17 protein-coding genes are annotated in these 16,583 nt (G+C 72.7%); 9 read left to right on the top strand and 8 right to left on the bottom strand.

What is annotated here, in order from left to right; translation table 11 throughout:
• Positions 1 to 118 precede the first annotated feature (118 nt).
• A complete protein-coding gene (locus ACIP98_RS21530; RefSeq protein ID WP_319664180.1) occupies positions 119 to 991 on the top strand; it encodes a DeoR/GlpR family DNA-binding transcription regulator in 873 nt (290 codons plus the stop codon).
• A gap of 265 nt (positions 992 to 1,256) precedes the next feature.
• On the opposite strand, the gene ACIP98_RS21525 is transcribed toward ACIP98_RS21530, so the two are convergent.
• The 3 genes from ACIP98_RS21525 to ACIP98_RS21515 form a co-directional block, all read right to left on the bottom strand.
• On the bottom strand, positions 1,257 to 1,595 hold the full coding sequence (locus ACIP98_RS21525; RefSeq protein WP_319664179.1) for a hypothetical protein: 339 nt from the start codon (positions 1,593 to 1,595) through the stop codon (positions 1,257 to 1,259).
• 136 nt (positions 1,596 to 1,731) lie between these two features.
• Positions 1,732 to 3,114 carry a hypothetical protein gene (locus ACIP98_RS21520; RefSeq protein WP_401977449.1) on the bottom strand — a complete coding sequence of 461 codons (1,383 nt, stop codon included), beginning with the start codon at positions 3,112 to 3,114 and terminating at the stop codon, positions 1,732 to 1,734.
• A gap of 92 nt (positions 3,115 to 3,206) precedes the next feature.
• Positions 3,207 to 4,358, bottom strand: coding sequence for a PLP-dependent cysteine synthase family protein (locus ACIP98_RS21515; protein WP_401977568.1), 1,152 nt, complete (start codon positions 4,356 to 4,358; stop codon positions 3,207 to 3,209).
• Positions 4,359 to 4,470: 112 nt separating this feature from the next.
• Between ACIP98_RS21515 and ACIP98_RS21510 the strand changes: the two genes are divergently transcribed.
• Positions 4,471 to 4,782: a hypothetical protein gene (locus ACIP98_RS21510; RefSeq protein ID WP_401977447.1), complete on the top strand. Its 312-nt coding sequence runs from the start codon at positions 4,471 to 4,473 to the stop codon at positions 4,780 to 4,782.
• 202 nt (positions 4,783 to 4,984) lie between these two features.
• Positions 4,985 to 5,536, top strand: a complete 552-nt coding sequence (locus tag ACIP98_RS21505; protein WP_319664176.1) for an ATP-binding protein — start codon at positions 4,985 to 4,987, stop codon at positions 5,534 to 5,536.
• Positions 5,537 to 5,603: 67 nt separating this feature from the next.
• Here ACIP98_RS21505 and ACIP98_RS21500 read toward each other — a convergent pair whose 3' ends face one another.
• Genes ACIP98_RS21500 through ACIP98_RS21490 form a run of 3 tightly spaced genes read right to left on the bottom strand, consistent with a single transcriptional unit; the run spans position 5,604 to position 9,240 of the window.
• A complete protein-coding gene (locus tag ACIP98_RS21500; protein ID WP_401977445.1) occupies positions 5,604 to 8,171 on the bottom strand; it encodes an ABC transporter permease in 2,568 nt (855 codons plus the stop codon).
• Positions 8,168 to 8,938, bottom strand: coding sequence for an ABC transporter ATP-binding protein (locus ACIP98_RS21495; RefSeq protein ID WP_401977443.1), 771 nt, complete (start codon positions 8,936 to 8,938; stop codon positions 8,168 to 8,170). Before ACIP98_RS21495 ends, ACIP98_RS21500 begins: the two co-directional genes overlap by 4 nt.
• The gene (locus ACIP98_RS21490; protein ID WP_319664172.1) at positions 8,935 to 9,240 is read right to left on the bottom strand and encodes an SHOCT domain-containing protein; all 306 of its coding nucleotides are present in this window, start codon (positions 9,238 to 9,240) and stop codon (positions 8,935 to 8,937) included. The genes ACIP98_RS21495 and ACIP98_RS21490 overlap by 4 nt, the downstream gene beginning before the upstream one ends.
• 236 nt (positions 9,241 to 9,476) lie before the next feature.
• On the opposite strand from ACIP98_RS21490, the gene ACIP98_RS21485 reads away from it, so the two are divergent.
• Positions 9,477 to 10,286 (top strand): DUF2797 domain-containing protein, encoded by an 810-nt coding sequence (locus ACIP98_RS21485; RefSeq protein WP_319664171.1) that lies wholly within the window; start codon positions 9,477 to 9,479, stop codon positions 10,284 to 10,286.
• Positions 10,287 to 10,300: 14 nt separating this feature from the next.
• Here the strand turns inward: ACIP98_RS21485 and ACIP98_RS21480 are convergent, their stop codons facing one another.
• Entirely contained in the window at positions 10,301 to 11,524 is a 1,224-nt protein-coding gene (locus ACIP98_RS21480; RefSeq protein WP_401977440.1) for an ROK family protein, read from the bottom strand.
• A 17-nt stretch (positions 11,525 to 11,541) separates the two neighbouring features.
• Between ACIP98_RS21480 and ACIP98_RS21475 the strand changes: the two genes are divergently transcribed.
• The 4 genes from ACIP98_RS21475 (at position 11,542) to ACIP98_RS21460 (ending at position 14,554) form a co-directional block, all read left to right on the top strand.
• Complete coding sequence (locus ACIP98_RS21475) at positions 11,542 to 12,795, top strand: MFS transporter (protein ID WP_319664169.1); 1,254 nt, start codon at positions 11,542 to 11,544, stop codon at positions 12,793 to 12,795.
• Between the two features lie 84 nt (positions 12,796 to 12,879).
• Positions 12,880 to 13,236, top strand: coding sequence for an SCO4225 family membrane protein (locus ACIP98_RS21470; protein WP_319664167.1), 357 nt, complete (start codon positions 12,880 to 12,882; stop codon positions 13,234 to 13,236).
• A 47-nt stretch (positions 13,237 to 13,283) separates the two neighbouring features.
• Entirely contained in the window at positions 13,284 to 14,030 is a 747-nt protein-coding gene (locus ACIP98_RS21465) for a maleylpyruvate isomerase family mycothiol-dependent enzyme (RefSeq protein WP_401977438.1), read from the top strand.
• Between the two features lie 56 nt (positions 14,031 to 14,086).
• A complete protein-coding gene (locus tag ACIP98_RS21460) occupies positions 14,087 to 14,554 on the top strand; it encodes a DUF4442 domain-containing protein (protein WP_401977436.1) in 468 nt (155 codons plus the stop codon).
• Positions 14,555 to 14,589: 35 nt separating this feature from the next.
• Here the strand turns inward: ACIP98_RS21460 and ACIP98_RS21455 are convergent, their stop codons facing one another.
• Entirely contained in the window at positions 14,590 to 14,982 is a 393-nt protein-coding gene (locus ACIP98_RS21455; RefSeq protein WP_319664164.1) for a MarR family transcriptional regulator, read from the bottom strand.
• An 86-nt stretch (positions 14,983 to 15,068) separates the two neighbouring features.
• Here ACIP98_RS21455 and ACIP98_RS21450 point away from each other — a divergent pair, with 86 nt between their 5' ends.
• Positions 15,069 to 16,562, top strand: a complete 1,494-nt coding sequence (locus tag ACIP98_RS21450; RefSeq protein WP_319664163.1) for an MFS transporter — start codon at positions 15,069 to 15,071, stop codon at positions 16,560 to 16,562.
• The last annotated feature ends 21 nt before the right edge of the window (positions 16,563 to 16,583 follow it).

Below are 16,583 nucleotides of genomic sequence, written 5' to 3'. Positions count from 1 at the left end.
CGAGCGACTCGCCCCCACGCATCGGCGGGCCGGCGTGGAAGGATGGCGAGTCCGCCGGTGCCTGGACAGGACAGGTACAGGACGGCGCGGGACGTCGGAGGATGGGACGGGACCTCGGGTGAGCGACAACCAGAACCTGCTCGCGGAACAGCGGCGCGCGCTGATCCTGGACGAGGTCCGGCGCCGCGGCGGGGTCCGGGTCAACGAACTGACCCGGAAACTCAACGTCTCCGACATGACCGTCCGCCGCGATCTCGACGCCCTCGCCCGTCAGGGCGTGGTGGAGAAGGTGCACGGCGGCGCCGTCCCCGTCGCGCCCGCCAGCAGCCACGAGCCGGGATTCGAGGCCAAGGCCGGGCTGGAGCTCGGGGCCAAGGAGGCCATCGCGCGGGCGGCGGCCCGGCTGGTCGTGCCCGGCAGCGCCATCGCGCTCTCGGGCGGTACGACCACGTACGCACTGGCGCACCATCTGCTCGACGTGCCCGACCTCACCGTCGTCACCAACTCGGTGCGCGTAGCCGATGTCTTCCACTCCGCCGCCCGCGGCGCCGGTACGGCGGGCGGCGCGGGTCGCGAGGGCGCCGCGACCGTCGTGCTCACCGGAGGTGTGCGCACGCCCTCCGACTCACTGGTCGGCCCCGTCGCCGACCAGGCGATCGGCTCGCTCCACTTCGACCTGCTCTTCCTCGGGGTGCACGGCATCTCCGTCGAGGCAGGCCTGTCGACGCCCAACCTCGCCGAGGCGGAGACCAACCGCCGCTTCGTGCGCTCCGCGCGCCGGGTGGTCGTGATCGCCGACCACACCAAGTGGGGCACGGTGGGCCTGAGCTCGTTCGCGACTCTGGAGGACGTGGACACCCTGGTCACCGACGCAGGCATCCCCGAGGTGCTGCGCGCCGAGATCTCCGAGCATCTTTCCCACCTGATCGTCGCGGGCGACCCGGAGGGTCCCGACCGTGCGGCCGCGGAAACCCACGCCGCGGACGGCTGAGGGATCGCCGAGCGAACGTCGACGGCGGCCGCTACCGGCCGAGGTGGCCCTTCGGCGCCGCCTCAGATCGGTGAGGACTCCGGCACCCCGGCCCGGGCCCGTGCCCGACACGATTCCCGCGCGGCCCTCCACGTGGCGCTCGGCGCGAGACCCCGGGAACGGGAAGCCGACCCCCGGTCTGCCGGGAAAGGACTCTTCCGCCAGCGGGGCTGCGGGGCGCTCGGACTCCGACGCCGGCAGCCCCTGACCGGAGGAGTCCGCCCGGTCACCGGAACCAGGACAGCGCGGCCCCCGGGTTGAGGGCGACGAGCACGACGGCCACCGTGACCAGGACGCCGATGATGCCGAGCCCCCTGCGCCGCCTGGGACGGCGCACCTCCTCGGCGAAGGGGTCGGGCCCGGCACGCCATGCCTCCGGCTGCGGTTGCCGCACAGCGGCCTTCGTCGCGCGGCCCCGGCGCTTGGCCTCACGCGCGGCCAGGGCGTCCTGCTGCCGCAGGCGCTCGGTGACCATCCGGGCGCGGGCCGACGGCTCCTTGGGCGCGGAAGCCCTGATGGCGGCCTCCGAGTCTTCGACGAACCGGTCCCAGACGTCGTCGGGCACGGAGGGAACGTCGTCGGGGTGAGGAGGCGTGGCGGACACCGGCGCCCTTTCATGTGATCGAATGCTGAATGGTCAACACTTTGTACCGATGAGCACACGCTCCCCACAAGCGCCGACGGCAATGTTCGCCGCGGATTTACCTGTACTCCGCGAGTCTCGGACGGACACCCACCAGGACGAGCACCGCGGCAAGTCCCAGTGCCCCCAAGGGGATCGCCGGCCAGCCGTCCAGCTGCGAGCGGGCCTCGGAGGTACGGGAGGCGAAGTCGGCCTGCTGCGCCCGCGTGAGCCGCTCCAGGGTGGTGGCGAAGTCCCAGAAGTCGAATCCGACCTTTCCCCCGCCGACGTTGGTCAGGATGTCGACGGCACTGTCGAGTTCCCCCCGGGTCATGTGCGCGCGCAGCTTCTGGTCGTCGGCCCGGAAGTGGCCGTAGCGCGCGGCGACGTCGGCATAGGCGGGCCGTTCCCCGGCGGAGGCGTAGGTGCCCGGTGCCAGCAGACCGTCCAGGCGCTGCATGAGGGAGTCCAGTTCGGCACGGCGCTCCGGATCGGCGTCGTTGACCACCCAGCGGCTCTGCGCGGCGGCGGACTCGGCCGCGACGGCCCGTGCCTGTCCCAGCCGGGACCACGGCCGCAGGCCTTCGGACACTCCCGCCTCCACATCGCCGGCGGAGGAGGTGAAGGACACCACCCCGGCGATGGTGACGGCCAAAGCGGCGACAGTCGCGACCACGAGCGCCGGGTTGAACAGGCGGCGGTGGCGGCGGGCCAGGTCGCGCTGCCACCACAGCAGGACGAGCACGGTGACCAGGCCCAGTCCGCCGACGATGAGCGCGAAGCGCCGGGCCGTGTCCTTGGCGGCCCGGGCGGCGCCGGCGGCCCGCGCGTCGTAGTCCTTCGCCAGGGTGGAGGCTTCGGGAAGCAGCTGGCTGTGCATGATTTCGCCGGCTTCCGCCGAGAAGTTCAGGGCGACCCTCGGCGGGCGGCCCGCCGCGCGATCGGGCTCCTTCTCGTCAAGGTACGCGGCACGACCGCTGGCGTCGTCGTAACGTCCCAGCGCGTCCAGCAGTTCGCGCACCTGGTCGGCGTGCCCGTCGTCGCCACCCAGCTGCCGCAGCAGGTCGCTGATCTCGGCACGGCGCTCGTGGGCGGTGATGAGGGCCATCAGCCGGTTGCCGACCAGCGCGTTCCTGTCGGTGGGGTCGTAGCCGGGCACCAGTTGATTGGCCCGCTGCGCGTCCAGGTCGGCCAGCGAGAAGCGCAGTTCGGCTGCGGCGGCCGCGCGGTGCGCCGAGGAGTCGCGCAACTCCCGGGCGTCGGACCGCACGGCGAGGGCGCCGACCACCGTGGCCGCGCACAGCGCGACGAGGGCGGCCAGCGTCACGCCGGTCTGCACCAGGAGCCGCACCGGCGGCGGCATGCGCCGGCGTCCGTTCCGGGCGGCCGGCGCGGACGCCGCCCCTGCCACGACGGAGGCCGGTGGGACGACCGCCGGAGGTGCCGCCTGAGAGATCGTCATACTCGGAAACTAGGAGCGCGGCGGGAAGGGAATGCGGAACTCCGGCGGCGCTCAGGTGACCACGACGTCACAGAACCGAACGGACGTAAGCCTCAGCCCTGCCAGGCCCCCGTGGCGAGGAACGTCTCCATGGTCGCGGAGTACGGCGCGATGTCGAGCCCCTGTTCGGCCAACCACGCGTCGGAATAATACTTGTCCAGATAGCGGTCACCCGGATCGCAGATGAGGGTGACCACGCTTCCGGTGCGCCCGGCGGCGACCATCTCAGAAATGATCTTGAAGGCGCTCCAGAGCCCGGTGCCGGTGGAGCCCCCCGCCTTGCGCCCGATGGCCGCCTCCAGGGTGCGGACCGCCGCGATCGACGCGGCGTCGGGCACCTTCATCATCCGGTCGATGGCGCCGGGCACGAAGCTGGGCTCCACCCTGGGGCGGCCGATGCCCTCGATGCGCGAACCGCGTTCACAGGCGACCGCGTCGTCACCGCTCACCCAGCCGTCGAAGAAGACCGAGTTCTCGGGGTCCGCGACGCACACCATGGTGTCCAACTGCATGTAGTGCACGTAGCGCGCGATGGTCGCGGAGGTACCGCCGGTGCCGGCCGTGGCCACGATCCACGCCGGGCAGGGGTTCCGTTCCAGCCGCAGTTGCTGGTAGATCGACTCCGCGATGTTGTTGTTGCCTCGCCAGTCCGTGGCGCGTTCGGCGTAGGTGAACTGGTCCATGTAGTGGCCGCCGGTCTCCTGCGCCAGTCGGGCGGAGACCTCGTAGACGGTCCGCGGATCGTCGACGAGGTGGCACTGCCCGCCGTGGAACTCGATGAGCCGCTGCTTCTCCCAACTCGTGGTGCGGGGGATGACCGCGATGAAGGGCACTCCGATCAGCGCCGCGAAGTACGCCTCGGACACCGCGGTCGAGCCGCTGGACGCCTCGATGACCGGCTTGCCCGGCCGGATCCAGCCGTTGCACAGGCCGTAGAGGAACAGGGAGCGGGCCAGCCGGTGCTTGAGGCTGCCGGTCGGATGGGTCGACTCGTCCTTGAGGTACAGGTCGATGCCCCATGCCTCGGGCAGCGGGAAACGCAGCAGGTGCGTGTCGGCGGAGCGGTTGGCGTCGGCCTGCACCTTGCGCACGGCGTCTTTCAGCCACGCCCGGTACGCGGGATCGGTGCGGTCCACATCGAGCGTGGACGCCGACGGCACGTCCGCCCCCGTCGCCGTACCCGCGCCCTCGTCGCCCGTCTCGATGGTGCTCACCCGCTCGCCTTCCCTCGGTCCCCGTGTGCCGATCATAGGCAGCCCCTGGTGCACGGCAGCCCCGGCCGGGCAGACTGCGATCGGACCGAGGAGGGGGATCACCGTGGCAGAGGCGGAGTTCACCGCGACGGGAGTGCGCATCGGACGGCGGCTGCGCTCGCTGACCCGCGGCGGGCAGGTTCTGATCCGCGACGGCCGGCTGGTACTGCTCACCAGCCGCGGCCGGGAGATCGACAGCGCTCCGGTGGAGGACGTGCGGGCCCTGACCACCCGCTTCACCGTGAAGCGCCGGACCCTGGCCAGGCTCAACGGAACGGGGTATCTGCTCACTCTGCGCCAGCAGGGCGCCACTTCGGCGAGCCGTTTCATGGAGGCGCTGCACACGGCGAGGCAGAGGGTCACCAGTCGGCGCTGACCGGACCCCGCCAGGAACGGAATGGGACTCTCCGCGTACACGGAGTTGCGGACCGCATCCATCGGGGTGACCCTGTAGGGGCATCACGGAGTCACTGCAGCAGTCACTCACAGCAATCCCGCAAAGGTGTTCCCATTCCATGCGGGGCGGGGCACGGCCCCGGTCAAAGGGGCCGCGCTCTCCCGCGGAGGGAGTCGCAGCCGTGATCAGCACCGAAGGAAACCACAGGCAGTGCGCTCTGGAGCTGGAGGCACTGCCGTCCCGGATCCAGCAGGTCCGCCGTATCGTGGCCGCTCAGCTGCGGTACTGGCGGTTGCATCCCCTGATAGACCCCACCCTGGTGGGTATCACCGAACTGCTCGCGAACGTCCACCGGCACGCCCGGCCGGACAAGCGCTGCTCCGTCGAGCTGAGCTTCGCGTCGGGGTGGCTCACCATCGCCGTCTCGGACAACGATCCGCGCCTGCCGCGGGTCCGCGACTTCGAGCCGCTGGCCACCTGTGGCCGCGGCCTGGCGATGGTCGTCTCGATGAGTGACAGTTGGGGGACCGAGTCGCTGCCCGACGGCGGCAAGGTCGTGTGGTTCACACTGCGCGCGGAGACCACGGTCCCGGCACGGCAGGTCGCCGAGCCCTCGGCCGTGGCTGCGCGCAAGGTCTCGCCGCGTGCGGAGACGGCCCTGCCGGAACCGTCGGAGCGCTGGACCCCCGAGGTCGAGCGCGAGGCCGCGGACGCCGTGCCGCTGCTCGTCTGACCCGCGCGGCCGCCGCACCCCGGGCGGGGCACGGCGGCCGTGGACCACGAGGCTGTCGCCCGCGGAGTCACTCCGCGGCGATGGCCCGCAGCACGTCCAGGCGGGCGGCCCGACGGGCCGGACGCCAGCCGGCCAGTACGCCGGCGACCAGCCCTACCAGCAGGACGACGGCGAGCTGCACCGGGGGCACCGCGTACGCCCCGGTGCCGGCGCTGTCGGAGGCCCGAACCAGGGCCCAGCCGAGGAAGGCGCCGAGGGCCATTCCGCCCGCGGTGCCGAAGGCGGCGACGAGCACGCTCTCCCAGCGCACCATGGCGCGCAGTTGGGCCCGGGTCTGGCCGACCGCACGCAACAACCCGAGTTCACGGGTGCGTTCGTGCACGGCGAGGGTGAGCGTGTTGGCGATGCCGAGCAGCGCGATCAGCACGGCCAGCGCCAGCAGGGCGTAGACCAGGGTGAGCATGATGTCCACCCCCGAGGCGGCGGAGTCCGCGTACTCGTCGCGGGTCTGCACCCGCGGGTTGCCGTAGCGGTCGGCCACCCTCGTGACCGCCGCTCTGCCCTGCTCCGTGGTGACGCCGCTCTTGAAGGCGACCGCGACGAGGTCGTCGGAGTCCTGCACCTTGTGCGGCGCCCAGGCGGCGCGCGAGATGACGTAGTCACCGGTGAGCCCCGCCTCCTGGTAGACCGCGCGCACCGTGAACGCCTGCCGGTCGCCGTCGGCGAAGGCGAGCACCGTGGTGCTGCCCGGAGCCCAGCCACGCCGGTCGGCCTCGTGGCGGGAGACGGCGATGCCGTCGCGTCCCAGGGTGCCGAGCGAGCCGTCCACGGCGCCGAGGTCGAGGACGCGCAGGAGCGCTCCGGGGTCGGTGACGGTCAGCCGGCGCCCACCGCCGTCGACTTCGGCGACTCCCTTTCCGAGTCCGACCGCGGTCGCGACTTCGGGGAGCGCGGCCACCGCCGGGGCGAGTCCCGGGCTCAGCCCGTTCGCCCCCGCGCCAAAGCCGGACGCCGTCACCGCGACATCGCCCGCGAAGGTACGGGAAACGGTCCGGTCCATGGTCGCCTTGAGCGAGGCGCCGAACACGGTGAACAGCGACACCACGGCGACGCCGATCATGAGAGCGGTCGCGGTGGCCGCCGTGCGCTTCGGGCTGCGCAGCGCGTTGCGTCGCGCCAGGGCGCCGGTCACACCCCGCAGCCGGGCCACCGGGACTCCCAGGACCCGTACGGCGTAGGAGGAGGCGACCGGGCCCAGCACCACGAACGCGACCAGGACCGAGGCGGCCCCCGCCGCCGCGAGCCACACATTCGGTGCGCCGGTCGCCCCCACCACCGTCAGTGCCGCACCCGCGGCGCCGAGGAACACGCCCAGCAGGGCCCGGCCCCGCGACGCGCCCGAGTGGTCCACCGCCGTCTCCCGCAGCGCGGCCAGCGGGGCGGTGCGGCCGGCGCGGACCGCCGGTACCAGCGCCGAGCCGGTGCAGACGACCAGTCCCACGGCGAACGGCACGGCCAGCGCGGCGGCATGGACGACCAGCCCGCCGTCGGGAAACGGGAAGCCCACCGCGGGGAACAGCGCCTGCAACCCGGCGGCGATGCCGATCCCGCCGAGCAGCCCGGCCAGGGACGAGGCACAGGCGACGGCGACGGCCTCCGTGAGCGTCGCGCCGACCACCTGGCGGCGGGAGGCTCCCAGCGCCCGCAGGAGCGCGTTATCCCGGGTGCGCTGGGCCACGACGATCGCGAAGGTGTTGAGGATGCTGAAGGTCGCCACCAGCAGCGCGATGCCGGCGAACACCGTGAGCAGCGTGGTGAACAGCGACAGGAAGCGGCCGGAGACCTGGTCGAGGTTCTCGTCGGTCGCCTGCTGTCCCGTGATCGCCTCCACGCCGGCGGGCAGCGTGCGCGTCACCCGGTCGGCGAGCTGCCGCTGACCGACCCCCGGCCCCGCGCGCACCTTGATGGCGGACGCCTTGCCCGGCGCGGGCATCAGATACCGCTCGGCGTCGCTCCGAGTGAGGCCGGTGAAGGTGGTCTGCCCCATGCCGTCCTCACCGCCGAACGTCGCCAGGCCGACGATCTTCACCCGCAGGGGATCCGGTGTGCGCAGCACAGTGGTGTCACCGACGCGCAGACCGCCCGCCTTGGCGGCTCCCCGGTTGACCACGGCTTCTCCGGCCGTCCTGGGGGCGCGGCCCTCGACCAGGGCGTACGGATTGAGTCCCGGGTCGTCGATCCAGTTCCCCGCGAGAGTGGGCGGACCCTGTCCTCCGATCGGGTCCCCGTCGCGGCCGATCAGCTGACCCGCGCCCTCGATGTCGGGAGCCGCGGCGGCCACGCCCGGGACGCCGCGCAGCCGGTCGGCCAGTGCGATGTCGACCGGTTCCCGTGTGCCCAGCCCCTCGCCCGGAACGGTCACGACGTCCGCGCTGCGCACGACCACCGCAGTGCCGGTGTTGGCATTGGCGAACAGAGTGCTGAAGCTCGCCTTCAGGGTGTCGCCCATGACCATGGTGCCCGTGAGGAAGGCGACGCCGAGGAAGACCGCCGCAAAGGTGCCCGCGAAGCGCCTCTTGTGGGCCCGCAGGGACGACCGGCTCAGGCGCAGCGAGGCACGTGCGGTGCCGCTCATGACGCCGCTCCTTGGGCCAGCGGAAGGCCGGAAGCCACGTCCCCGGTGCCGTCGAAGGCCTTCATCCGGTCCAGGACCTTCTGCGCGGTGGGGTCGGGCATCCGGTCCACCAGGCGCCCGTCCGCGAGGAAGACCACCTCGTCGGCGTGGCCTGCGGCGACCGCGTCGTGGGTGACCATGACGACCGTGCGGCCCATCTCGTGGACGGCCCGGCCCAGCAGCCGCAGCACCCCCTCCCCGGAGCGCGAGTCGAGGTTCCCGGTCGGCTCGTCGGCGAAGACGACGTCGGGGCGGCCGGCGAGTGCCCTGGCGACGGCCACCCGCTGCTGCTGACCGCCGGAGAGCTCGGCGGGCCGGTGCCGCAGGCGGTCGCGCAGTCCCACGACGTCGATCAGCGCGTCCACCCACTCGCCGTCGGGTCGGGCACCGGCCAGGTCCAGCGGGAGCGTGATGTTCTCCGCGACGTCGAGCGTCGGCACGAGGTTGAACGCCTGGAAGACGAACCCGATCCGTTCGCGGCGCAGCAGTGTCAACTGCCGTTCGCCCAGGGTGCCGAGTTCCGTGTCGCCGATGAAGGCGCTGCCGGAGCTGAGGGTGTCGAGACCCGCCGCGCAGTGCATGAGGGTGGACTTGCCGGAACCGGACGGCCCCATGATCGCCGTGAAGCGGCCCGCGGGGAAGTCGACGGTGACCCCGTCGAGGGCGCGGACACGGGCGTCGCCCGTCCCGTACGTCCTGACCGCGTCGACGACGCGGGCGGCGGTCATCGGTCGCTGCCCTTGGCGTTCCGGCCGAACTGTTCGTCCAGGACGGACAGACGGCGCCAGTACTCGTCCTCATCGATCTCCCCGGCGGCGAAGCGGCGGCCCAGGACCGTGAGGGGAGAGTGCTCGGTGAGCGCGGCCCTGGGGTGCCACGGCCCACGGCCGGACGTGCGCCAGAGGCTACGGCGCAGCAGGATGACACCCGCGATGACGGCCGCCCAGACCAGCGGGAAGAGCAGGACCCAGGGGCCGGGACCGCCGCCGTCCCAGTGGTCGGCGAGCGGGATCAGTGCGGTGGTGTCCATGCGGACTCATCTCCTTGGTGACGGCGGGATCGTGTGTCATCACCGAGCCTGGTCCGCGGAGCGCTCCGGGTCGTCGTACGGCCAGCGGCACTGCGGGTACCCCGCGGGGAGTACGCGGGCTGTCAGTGGCTGCGCCTAGCATGCGGATCATGTGGCGGTGCACAGGTCTGCGATGGCGGTCCGGGGGCCCGGCCTGGGCGTGGTGGCACCCGGGTCACGGCGACCGGAGCAGTCCGGTGCGCTTGGGCGACCCGCTGGCCCTCGCGGTGGAACCGGGCGCGGAACGCGCGTGCCTGGGGGTGTGGCGGGCCGGACGGTGGACGCCGTGCCCGCGGGCGCGGACGCTGCCGTCGCAGGCCCGGCGCGACCAGTGCGAGGAGTGCGCGGCGCTGGACCGCTCGCGGTCGGTGGCGGCCGACACCCGGCTGGACGACCCCCGGCCCTACGCGCTGTATCTGGCCTGGTTCGGACCCGGGTTGTGCAAGGTGGGCATCACCGCCGCCGAGCGCGGCTCAGCCCGGCTGCTCGAACAGGCCGCCGTTTGCTTCTCGTTCCTCGGCAGCGGACCGCTGATGGCGGCCCGCCGCGCGGAGTCGGTCCTCGGCACGGCCCTGGGTGTGCCCGACCGGGTGGCCGCGGCCACCAAGCGCGCGGCCCGTGATGTGCTGTCGCCGCCGGACGTACGGCACGCGGAGCTGCGGGCGGTGCGCGACGCGGCGTTCGCCGTGCCCGACTGGCGTGACACGCTGGTTCCCTGCCCCTTCGAAGTCGTCGACCACGCGGCCGTGTTCGGGCTGGAACCCGATGCGCCGCGGGCCACGGCCGCGGTCACCGGCCTCCAGCCCGGCACCGCCCTCGGCGGCACGGTGGAGGCGGTGGCGGGCGCCGACCTCTACGTCCGGGCGCCCGGGGCATCCGGCGATGTGGTGCTCCTGGACGCCCACTTGGTGTCGGGCTGGCCTCTCACGGCCGCGGCCCAGGGCCGGCCCGCCCCGCCGATGCGGCCGCTGAGCAGGGCCGACGAACCCCCCGAGCCGCTCTTCTGACCGCCGCCCCCGGCTCAGACGCCGAGCGCCGTCAGCGGGTCGTCGAGGACGGGCTGCCAGGCCAGTTCCGCCGCGCCGACCAGGCTGTTGTGGTCCAGGGCGCACGCCAGTACCGGAACGCTGCCGCTGCGTCCCCACAGGCTGCGGTCGGCGATGACGGCCCGCAGCCGTTCCGGGTCGGCGTCGAGCAGTGAGCGGTGGAGGCCGCCGAGCAGGATCCGGTCGGGGTTGAGGACGTTGACCAGACCGGCAAGGCCGAGGCCCAGGCGGTCGATCAGGCTGTGTGCGGCACGGCGGACGGCCGGGTCGTCGTACTCCTCACGGAGCAGGGTGACCGACTGCTCCAGCAGCGAGAGCTCCGGCCCGGGCGCCCGCCCGGCCTCCTCCAGGAAGGCCAGCGGGTCGACCTCGACGTCGAGGCAGCCGCGGCTGCCGCAATGGCAAGCACGTCCCTCGGGGTTGACGGTGAGGTGCCCGACCTCCAGGGCGAGCCCGGAGCTTCCGGTGTGCAGCTTGCCGTGCAGCACCAGGGCGCCGCCGACGCCGCGGTGGCCGGTGGCGACGACCAAGAGGTGCTCGGCGCCGCTGCCCGCACCATGGCGGTGCTCGGCGAGCGCTGCGACATTGACGTCGTTGCCGACGAAGCACAACGGCGCTGTGCCCGCGAGCGAGATGATCCCGGCGCGGGCGACCTGCTCCCTGAAGATGTCCAACACGGGCGCGCCCGCCGGCCACTCCAGGTGCAACGGGTTGAGCGCCGTGCCCTCGGGCTCGGCGACCGCGGACGGCACGGCGAGACCGGCCCCGACGCAGACCCGCTCGTGCTCGCTCAACAGCCGCGCACCGGCCGCGACCACGTCGGCGAGCACATGCGCGGGGTCGGCGGGCACAGCCATGCTGACCGGCGCCGTGGCGACGATGTGACCGCCCAGTCCGACGAGCGCCGCCCGGAATCCGTCGGTGTGGATCTGCGCGGCCAGCACGACCGGGCCCTCGGGGTTGATCGCCAGCCGATGCGAGGGACGCCCCTGGGCCCCCACCGGACCGCCCGGCCGTGTGTCGACCTGGATCAGCCGCAACGCCTCGAGTTCGGAGGCGACGGCACCCGCGGTCGCGCGCGTCACGCCGAGTTCGGCGGTGAGCACGGCGCGGGTGGGCGCACGTCCCGTGTGCACGAGCGACAGCGCGGGGCCGAGCGCAGCCCGGCCTCTCTCCAACCTTGTCCGAGTCTGGGTCACAGTCCTATTCTCACTTTGTGCCGAGCCTAAACAAAATACGGAGCGTACTCGCAGGACAAGATCACACAACCTCCCCGGTGCCGCTCCGGCGGCTCCGCATCGCGCTGACGGCCTTCTTCGCCCTCGACGGCTTCGTCTTCGCCGGGTGGGTGGTGCGCATCCCGGCGGTCAAGGAGCAGGTGGGCGCGTCCGCCGGGGCGCTCGGCCTCGCGCTGCTCGGCGTGTCGGCGGGCGCCCTCGGCACGATGATCCCGAGCGGGTGGCTGTGCCGGCGCTTCGGCGCTGCTCCGGTGACGATCGCCACGGCCGTCGTCCTGTCACTGAGCGTGGCGCTGCCTCCGATGACCCACTCCCCTCTGGCACTGGGCCTGGTGCTGCTGCTCCTCGGCGTGGGCTTCGGCGGCATGAACGTGGCGATGAACAGTCTCGCGGTCGACCTGGTGGCCTCGTTGCGGCGCCCCATCATGCCGGGTTTCCACGCGGCGTACAGCCTCGGCGGGTTGGTCGGCGCCGGCGTGGGCGGGCCGCTGGCGGCGCACCTGACGCCCTCGCAGCACCTCCTCGGGGTCGCGGCGTTCGGCTCGGCGGCGACGGCGTTCCTCGGGCGGGCGCTCCTGGCACACCCCTTGGTACGGCCCGCGGACGGTCCGGCCGACGAGGCCGACGCGGCGGGGAACGGCGCGGGCGACACGGACGGTGCGGGGTGGTCCCGCGCACGCACCCGATGGCTGGTCGCGGTGTTCGGGCTGATCGCCCTCTGCACGGCCTACGGCGAGGGTGCCCTGGCCGAGTGGGGCCCGCTGCACCTGCAGGACGACCTGCACACCGGGCCCGCCCTGGCCGCGGCGGGCTACGCGGCGGTGGCGCTCGCCATGACGGTCGGCCGCCTGTCGGGCACAGCCCTGCTGATGCGGCTCGGGCCGACCCGGGCCGTCGTCCTGGGCGGGCTGACGGCGTGCGCCGGCATGCTGGTGGCGGCGCTGGCGCCGGCGGTGTGGCTGGTACTGGCGGGATTCGCGCTGACCGGCCTCGGCCTGGCCAACATCTTCCCCGTGGCGATCGCCCGGGCCGGCGCCCTGGGCGGCCCGAGCGGTGTCGCGACGGCCTCGACCCTGGGGTACGGCGGTTTCCTGCTGGGTCCGCCGGCGATCGGCTTCCTCACCGACGCCTCCGGTCTGCCGGTCGCGCTGACCACGGTCGCCGTGCTCGCCGCGACGGCGGCCATGATCGCCGGCGCGGCACGGCGCCTCGCGGGATCCGACGGAAACTGACGCGTCATCTCCACCCATGAGGACGGCGGGGAGGGCCATGGTGGTGGTATGCCCTGTGGATCACACCCAGCCACCGGAGGAGACATGTCGATTCCCCACCGGCTCCGGGCAGTGGCCCGGTCGGTGTACCGAGAGCGCGTCTCACGCGTCTACCTGGGCCTGGTGACCGCGGCCCTGGTGTTCCTGCTCGTCGACACGGCCTTCGTCTCGCACGAGGACGCGACGTTCTCCGGGGTCTGGCTCGTGCTGTTGACCCTGCCGTGGATGCCCATGTTCTGGCGGCTGTTCGCCGCGGCCGGCGGGCAGGAGGCTGCGAACGCCGCGTACGGCTGGGGCGCTTGGTGGACGGCGGTCCTCGCGGCACTGCTGTCGGCCGTGCTGAACGCCGCGGTGCTGGGGATCATCGCTCGGGCCAGGAAGCGGCGTCCGCAACTGCACTGACCACCCCGGCGCGGGGGGTTGTCCGACCCCGGTGCCACAATCACGCCATGGAGACCGCCGAGTTCATCGAGACGCTCCGCACAGATGGCACGTTGCTGGCCGACGCGGCGGAGCGGGCCGGCCTGGAGGGAGCCGTTCCGCCGTGCCCGGGCTGGCGGGTGCGCGACCTGGTCCTCCATCAGGGGATCGTGCACCGCTGGGCGACCCGGTTCGTCGCCGAGGGGCGGATGCAGCCGGAGCCGATCACCGCCGGGACACCGGCCGGCGACGCGGAGTTGCTCGCCTGGTTCCGGGACGGGCACGAGCGTCTGGTGTCCGTACTGGAGTCGGCCCCGCCCGACATGGAGTGCTGGCACTTCCTGCGGGCCGATTCCCCGCTGGGCTTCTGGGCCCGGCGGCAGGCGCACGAGACCGCTGTGCACCGTGTCGACGCGGAGATCGCGGCGGGCCGCACGCCCACGGCCGTCGATCCCGTCTTCGCGGCCGACGGCATCGACGAGCTGCTGACCGGCTTCCATGCGCGAACGAAGAGCCGCGTACGCAACGAGATACCGGGGACGCTCCGCGTGCGCGCCGTCGACGTGCCCGCGGAGCGCGGGGACTGGCTGGCCCACGTCTCGGCAGATCCCCTCATCGTCGAGCACGCGGTCGAGGACGACGCGGACTGCACGGTGAGCGGCACCGCCGCCGACCTGTACCTCGCCCTGTGGAACCGGGCTCCGTACGAGAACCTCCAGGTCACCGGCGACACCTCGCTGCTGGCGCTGTGGCGGCGCACGGGGGCCATCACCTGACGTACGCCTGCACAAGGAGCATTACCGGCGAGTAACTTCGTGCTACCGTCACGCCCATGGCACGACGCTCCCTCACCCCCGCAAGCCTTCGCCGCGCGATCAACTGGTGGCCGCCCTACCTCTTCGCGGGCATCCGGGTGCTCGACATCGCCGACGACTGGAGTTCGGCCTGGGTCCGGCTGCGTCTGCACCGGTTCAACCGCAACTACGTGGGCACCCACTTCGGCGGTTCGCTCTTCTCGATGGCCGACCCGTTCTGGATGCTGCTCACGATGAACCGCCTCGGCCGCGACTATTCGGTGTGGGACCGCGCCGCCGAGATCGATTTCCTCTCGCCGGGCCGGGGCGACGTGTTCGCCGACTTCAAGCTCACCGAGGACCGGCTGGACGAGATGCGCGACCTCACCGCACACGGCGACAAGGCGCTGGTGTGGCTCGAGAACGACGTGGTCGCCGACGACGGCACGGTCGTGGCGCGGGTGCGCAAGCAGCTCTACGGCCGGCGCAAGCCCGCCGTCCGCTGAACCCCGAGGACCGCCCGCACAGGACCGGCCAGCGGTCAGGACTCGCCGAGGATCCGCTCCAGGACGGCACGCTGGACCGGCCTGGCCTCCTCGTGACGCGCGCGCCCGGCGTCCGTCAGCCCCACCCGGACCCCCCGCCGGTCCTCGCTGCAGCTCCCGCGGCTGACCAGCCCTTCCTTCTCCAGCCGGCCGACCAGGCGGGACAGCGCGCTCTGGCTCAGGTGCACGCGGTCCGCGAGCTCCTGGACGCGGAAGGTGCAGCCCTCGACCACGTCGCCCTCCGCGAGGATGTCGAGCACCTCGAAGTCGCTCGCCCCGAGGCCCAGCTGGTGCAGTTCGCGGTCGAGCTCGCACGCGGTCCGCGCGTGCAGGGCAAGGACCTCCCGCCACCGCTCCACGAGCGCATGTTCACTCTTCACGCCGGTCATGGGCGCAGGATAGCAGAAATCCGCCAATCCATGTACACACATTAAATGCATTTGCATTTGATGCACATGCATGTACTGTCCTCCGCATGACCTCTCCCGACACCACCGTCCCCGGTACGGAAGGCCGCTGGAGCGCCCGCCAGTGGGGCACCCTGCTCGTGCTGTGCGCCGCGCTCTTCCTCGACGCCCTGGACGTCTCGATGGTCGGCGTGGCCCTGCCGTCGATCGCCCACGACCTCGACCTGACCACCTCGTCCCTGCAATGGGTCGTCAGCGGCTACATCCTCGGCTACGGCGGCCTGCTGCTCCTCGGAGGCCGCGCCGCCGACCTGCTCGGCCGGCGCCGGGTCTTCCTGATCGCGCTGGGCGTCTTCGCCGCCGCCTCCCTGCTGGGCGGCATCGTCGACTCCGGCGAACTGCTCATCGCCACCCGGTTCATCAAGGGCCTGAGCGCGGCCTTCACCGCCCCCGCCGGGCTGTCGATCATCACCACGACCTTCCCCGAGGGTCCCGTCCGCAACCGGGCCCTCAGCATCTACACCACCTGCGGCGCGACCGGGTTCTCCATGGGCCTGGTGCTCTCCGGACTGCTCACCGAGGTGGGCTGGCGCTGGACCATGCTGCTGCCCGCCCCGGTCGCGATCCTGGCGCTGGTCGCGGGACTGCGGCTGATCCCGTCGAGTCCGCGCGAGAAGGGCGAGGGCCGGGGCTACGACCTGCCCGGCGCCCTCACCGGGACCGCCTCGATGCTGCTGCTGGTCTACACGGTCGTCTCCGCCCCCGAGGCGGGCTGGAGTTCGGCCCGCACGCTGCTGTCGTTCGCCGCCGTCGCCGTGCTGCTCACCGCGTTCGGCGTCATCGAGCACCGCAGCAGTCACCCGCTGATCCGGCTGGGCGTGCTGCGCTCCCCGCAGCAGATCCGCGCCAACCTCGGCGGTGCCGCGTTCTTCGGCTCGTACGTGGGCTTCCAGTTCATGGTCACCCAGTACATGCAGTCCCTGCTCGGCTGGTCCGCGCTGCAGACGGCTCTGGCGTTCCTTCCCGCGGGCGCGCTGGTCGCCCTCGCCTCGACGCGCATCGGGCCGCTGGTGGACCGCTTCGGCACGCCCCGGGTGATCGCCACCGGGTTCACCCTGCTGTTCATCGGCTACGTGCTCTTCCTGCGGATCGACCTGACCCCGGACTACGCCGCCGTCATTTTGCCCTCGATGCTGCTGCTCGGCGCCGCCTGCGCGCTGGTCTTCCCGTCGCTCAACATCCAGGCCACCAACGGCGTGCGCGACGAGGAGCAGGGCATGGTCTCCGGACTCCTCAACACCTCGTTCCAGGTGGGCGGCGCGATCTTCCTGGCCGTCGTGACGGCCGCGATCACGGCAGGCGACGGGCGCGGGGCCGCCACCCCGCAGGCGGTGCTCGACAGCTTCCGGCCCGGACTGGTCGTCGTCAGCGTCATCGCGCTGGCCGGACTGCTGATCACGCTGACCGGGCTGCGCCGCCGGTCCTCGTACGGATTCGTCGTCGCCTCGTCCGACGGCACGCGGAAGGCCGCCGAGGCCGAGCGGGTCACCGTGGGCGAATGACACCCGGACCGCCGTCCGGAC

The sequence above is a fragment of the Streptomyces sp. NPDC088354 genome (genome assembly GCF_044753585.1).
GTDB lineage: Bacteria > Actinomycetota > Actinomycetes > Streptomycetales > Streptomycetaceae > Actinacidiphila.
Note: the sequence above shows the minus strand (reverse complement) of the source record. Positions and strands in the feature narration are given on the sequence as shown.

Coding starts and splice junctions, on each gene's coding strand:
- ACIP98_RS21520 (WP_401977449.1), bottom strand. CDS start 3,114: ATGACGATCTCTCAGGCGGCACCTCCGGCGGTCGTCCCACCGGCCTCC.
- ACIP98_RS21500 (WP_401977445.1), bottom strand. CDS start 8,171: ATGAGCGGCACCGCACGTGCCTCGCTGCGCCTGAGCCGGTCGTCCCTG.
- ACIP98_RS21495 (WP_401977443.1), bottom strand. CDS start 8,938: ATGACCGCCGCCCGCGTCGTCGACGCGGTCAGGACGTACGGGACGGGC.
- ACIP98_RS21490 (WP_319664172.1), bottom strand. CDS start 9,240: ATGGACACCACCGCACTGATCCCGCTCGCCGACCACTGGGACGGCGGC.
- ACIP98_RS21470 (WP_319664167.1), top strand. CDS start 12,880: ATGTCGATTCCCCACCGGCTCCGGGCAGTGGCCCGGTCGGTGTACCGA.
- ACIP98_RS21465 (WP_401977438.1), top strand. CDS start 13,284: ATGGAGACCGCCGAGTTCATCGAGACGCTCCGCACAGATGGCACGTTG.
- ACIP98_RS21460 (WP_401977436.1), top strand. CDS start 14,087: ATGGCACGACGCTCCCTCACCCCCGCAAGCCTTCGCCGCGCGATCAAC.
- ACIP98_RS21455 (WP_319664164.1), bottom strand. CDS start 14,982: ATGACCGGCGTGAAGAGTGAACATGCGCTCGTGGAGCGGTGGCGGGAG.
- ACIP98_RS21450 (WP_319664163.1), top strand. CDS start 15,069: ATGACCTCTCCCGACACCACCGTCCCCGGTACGGAAGGCCGCTGGAGC.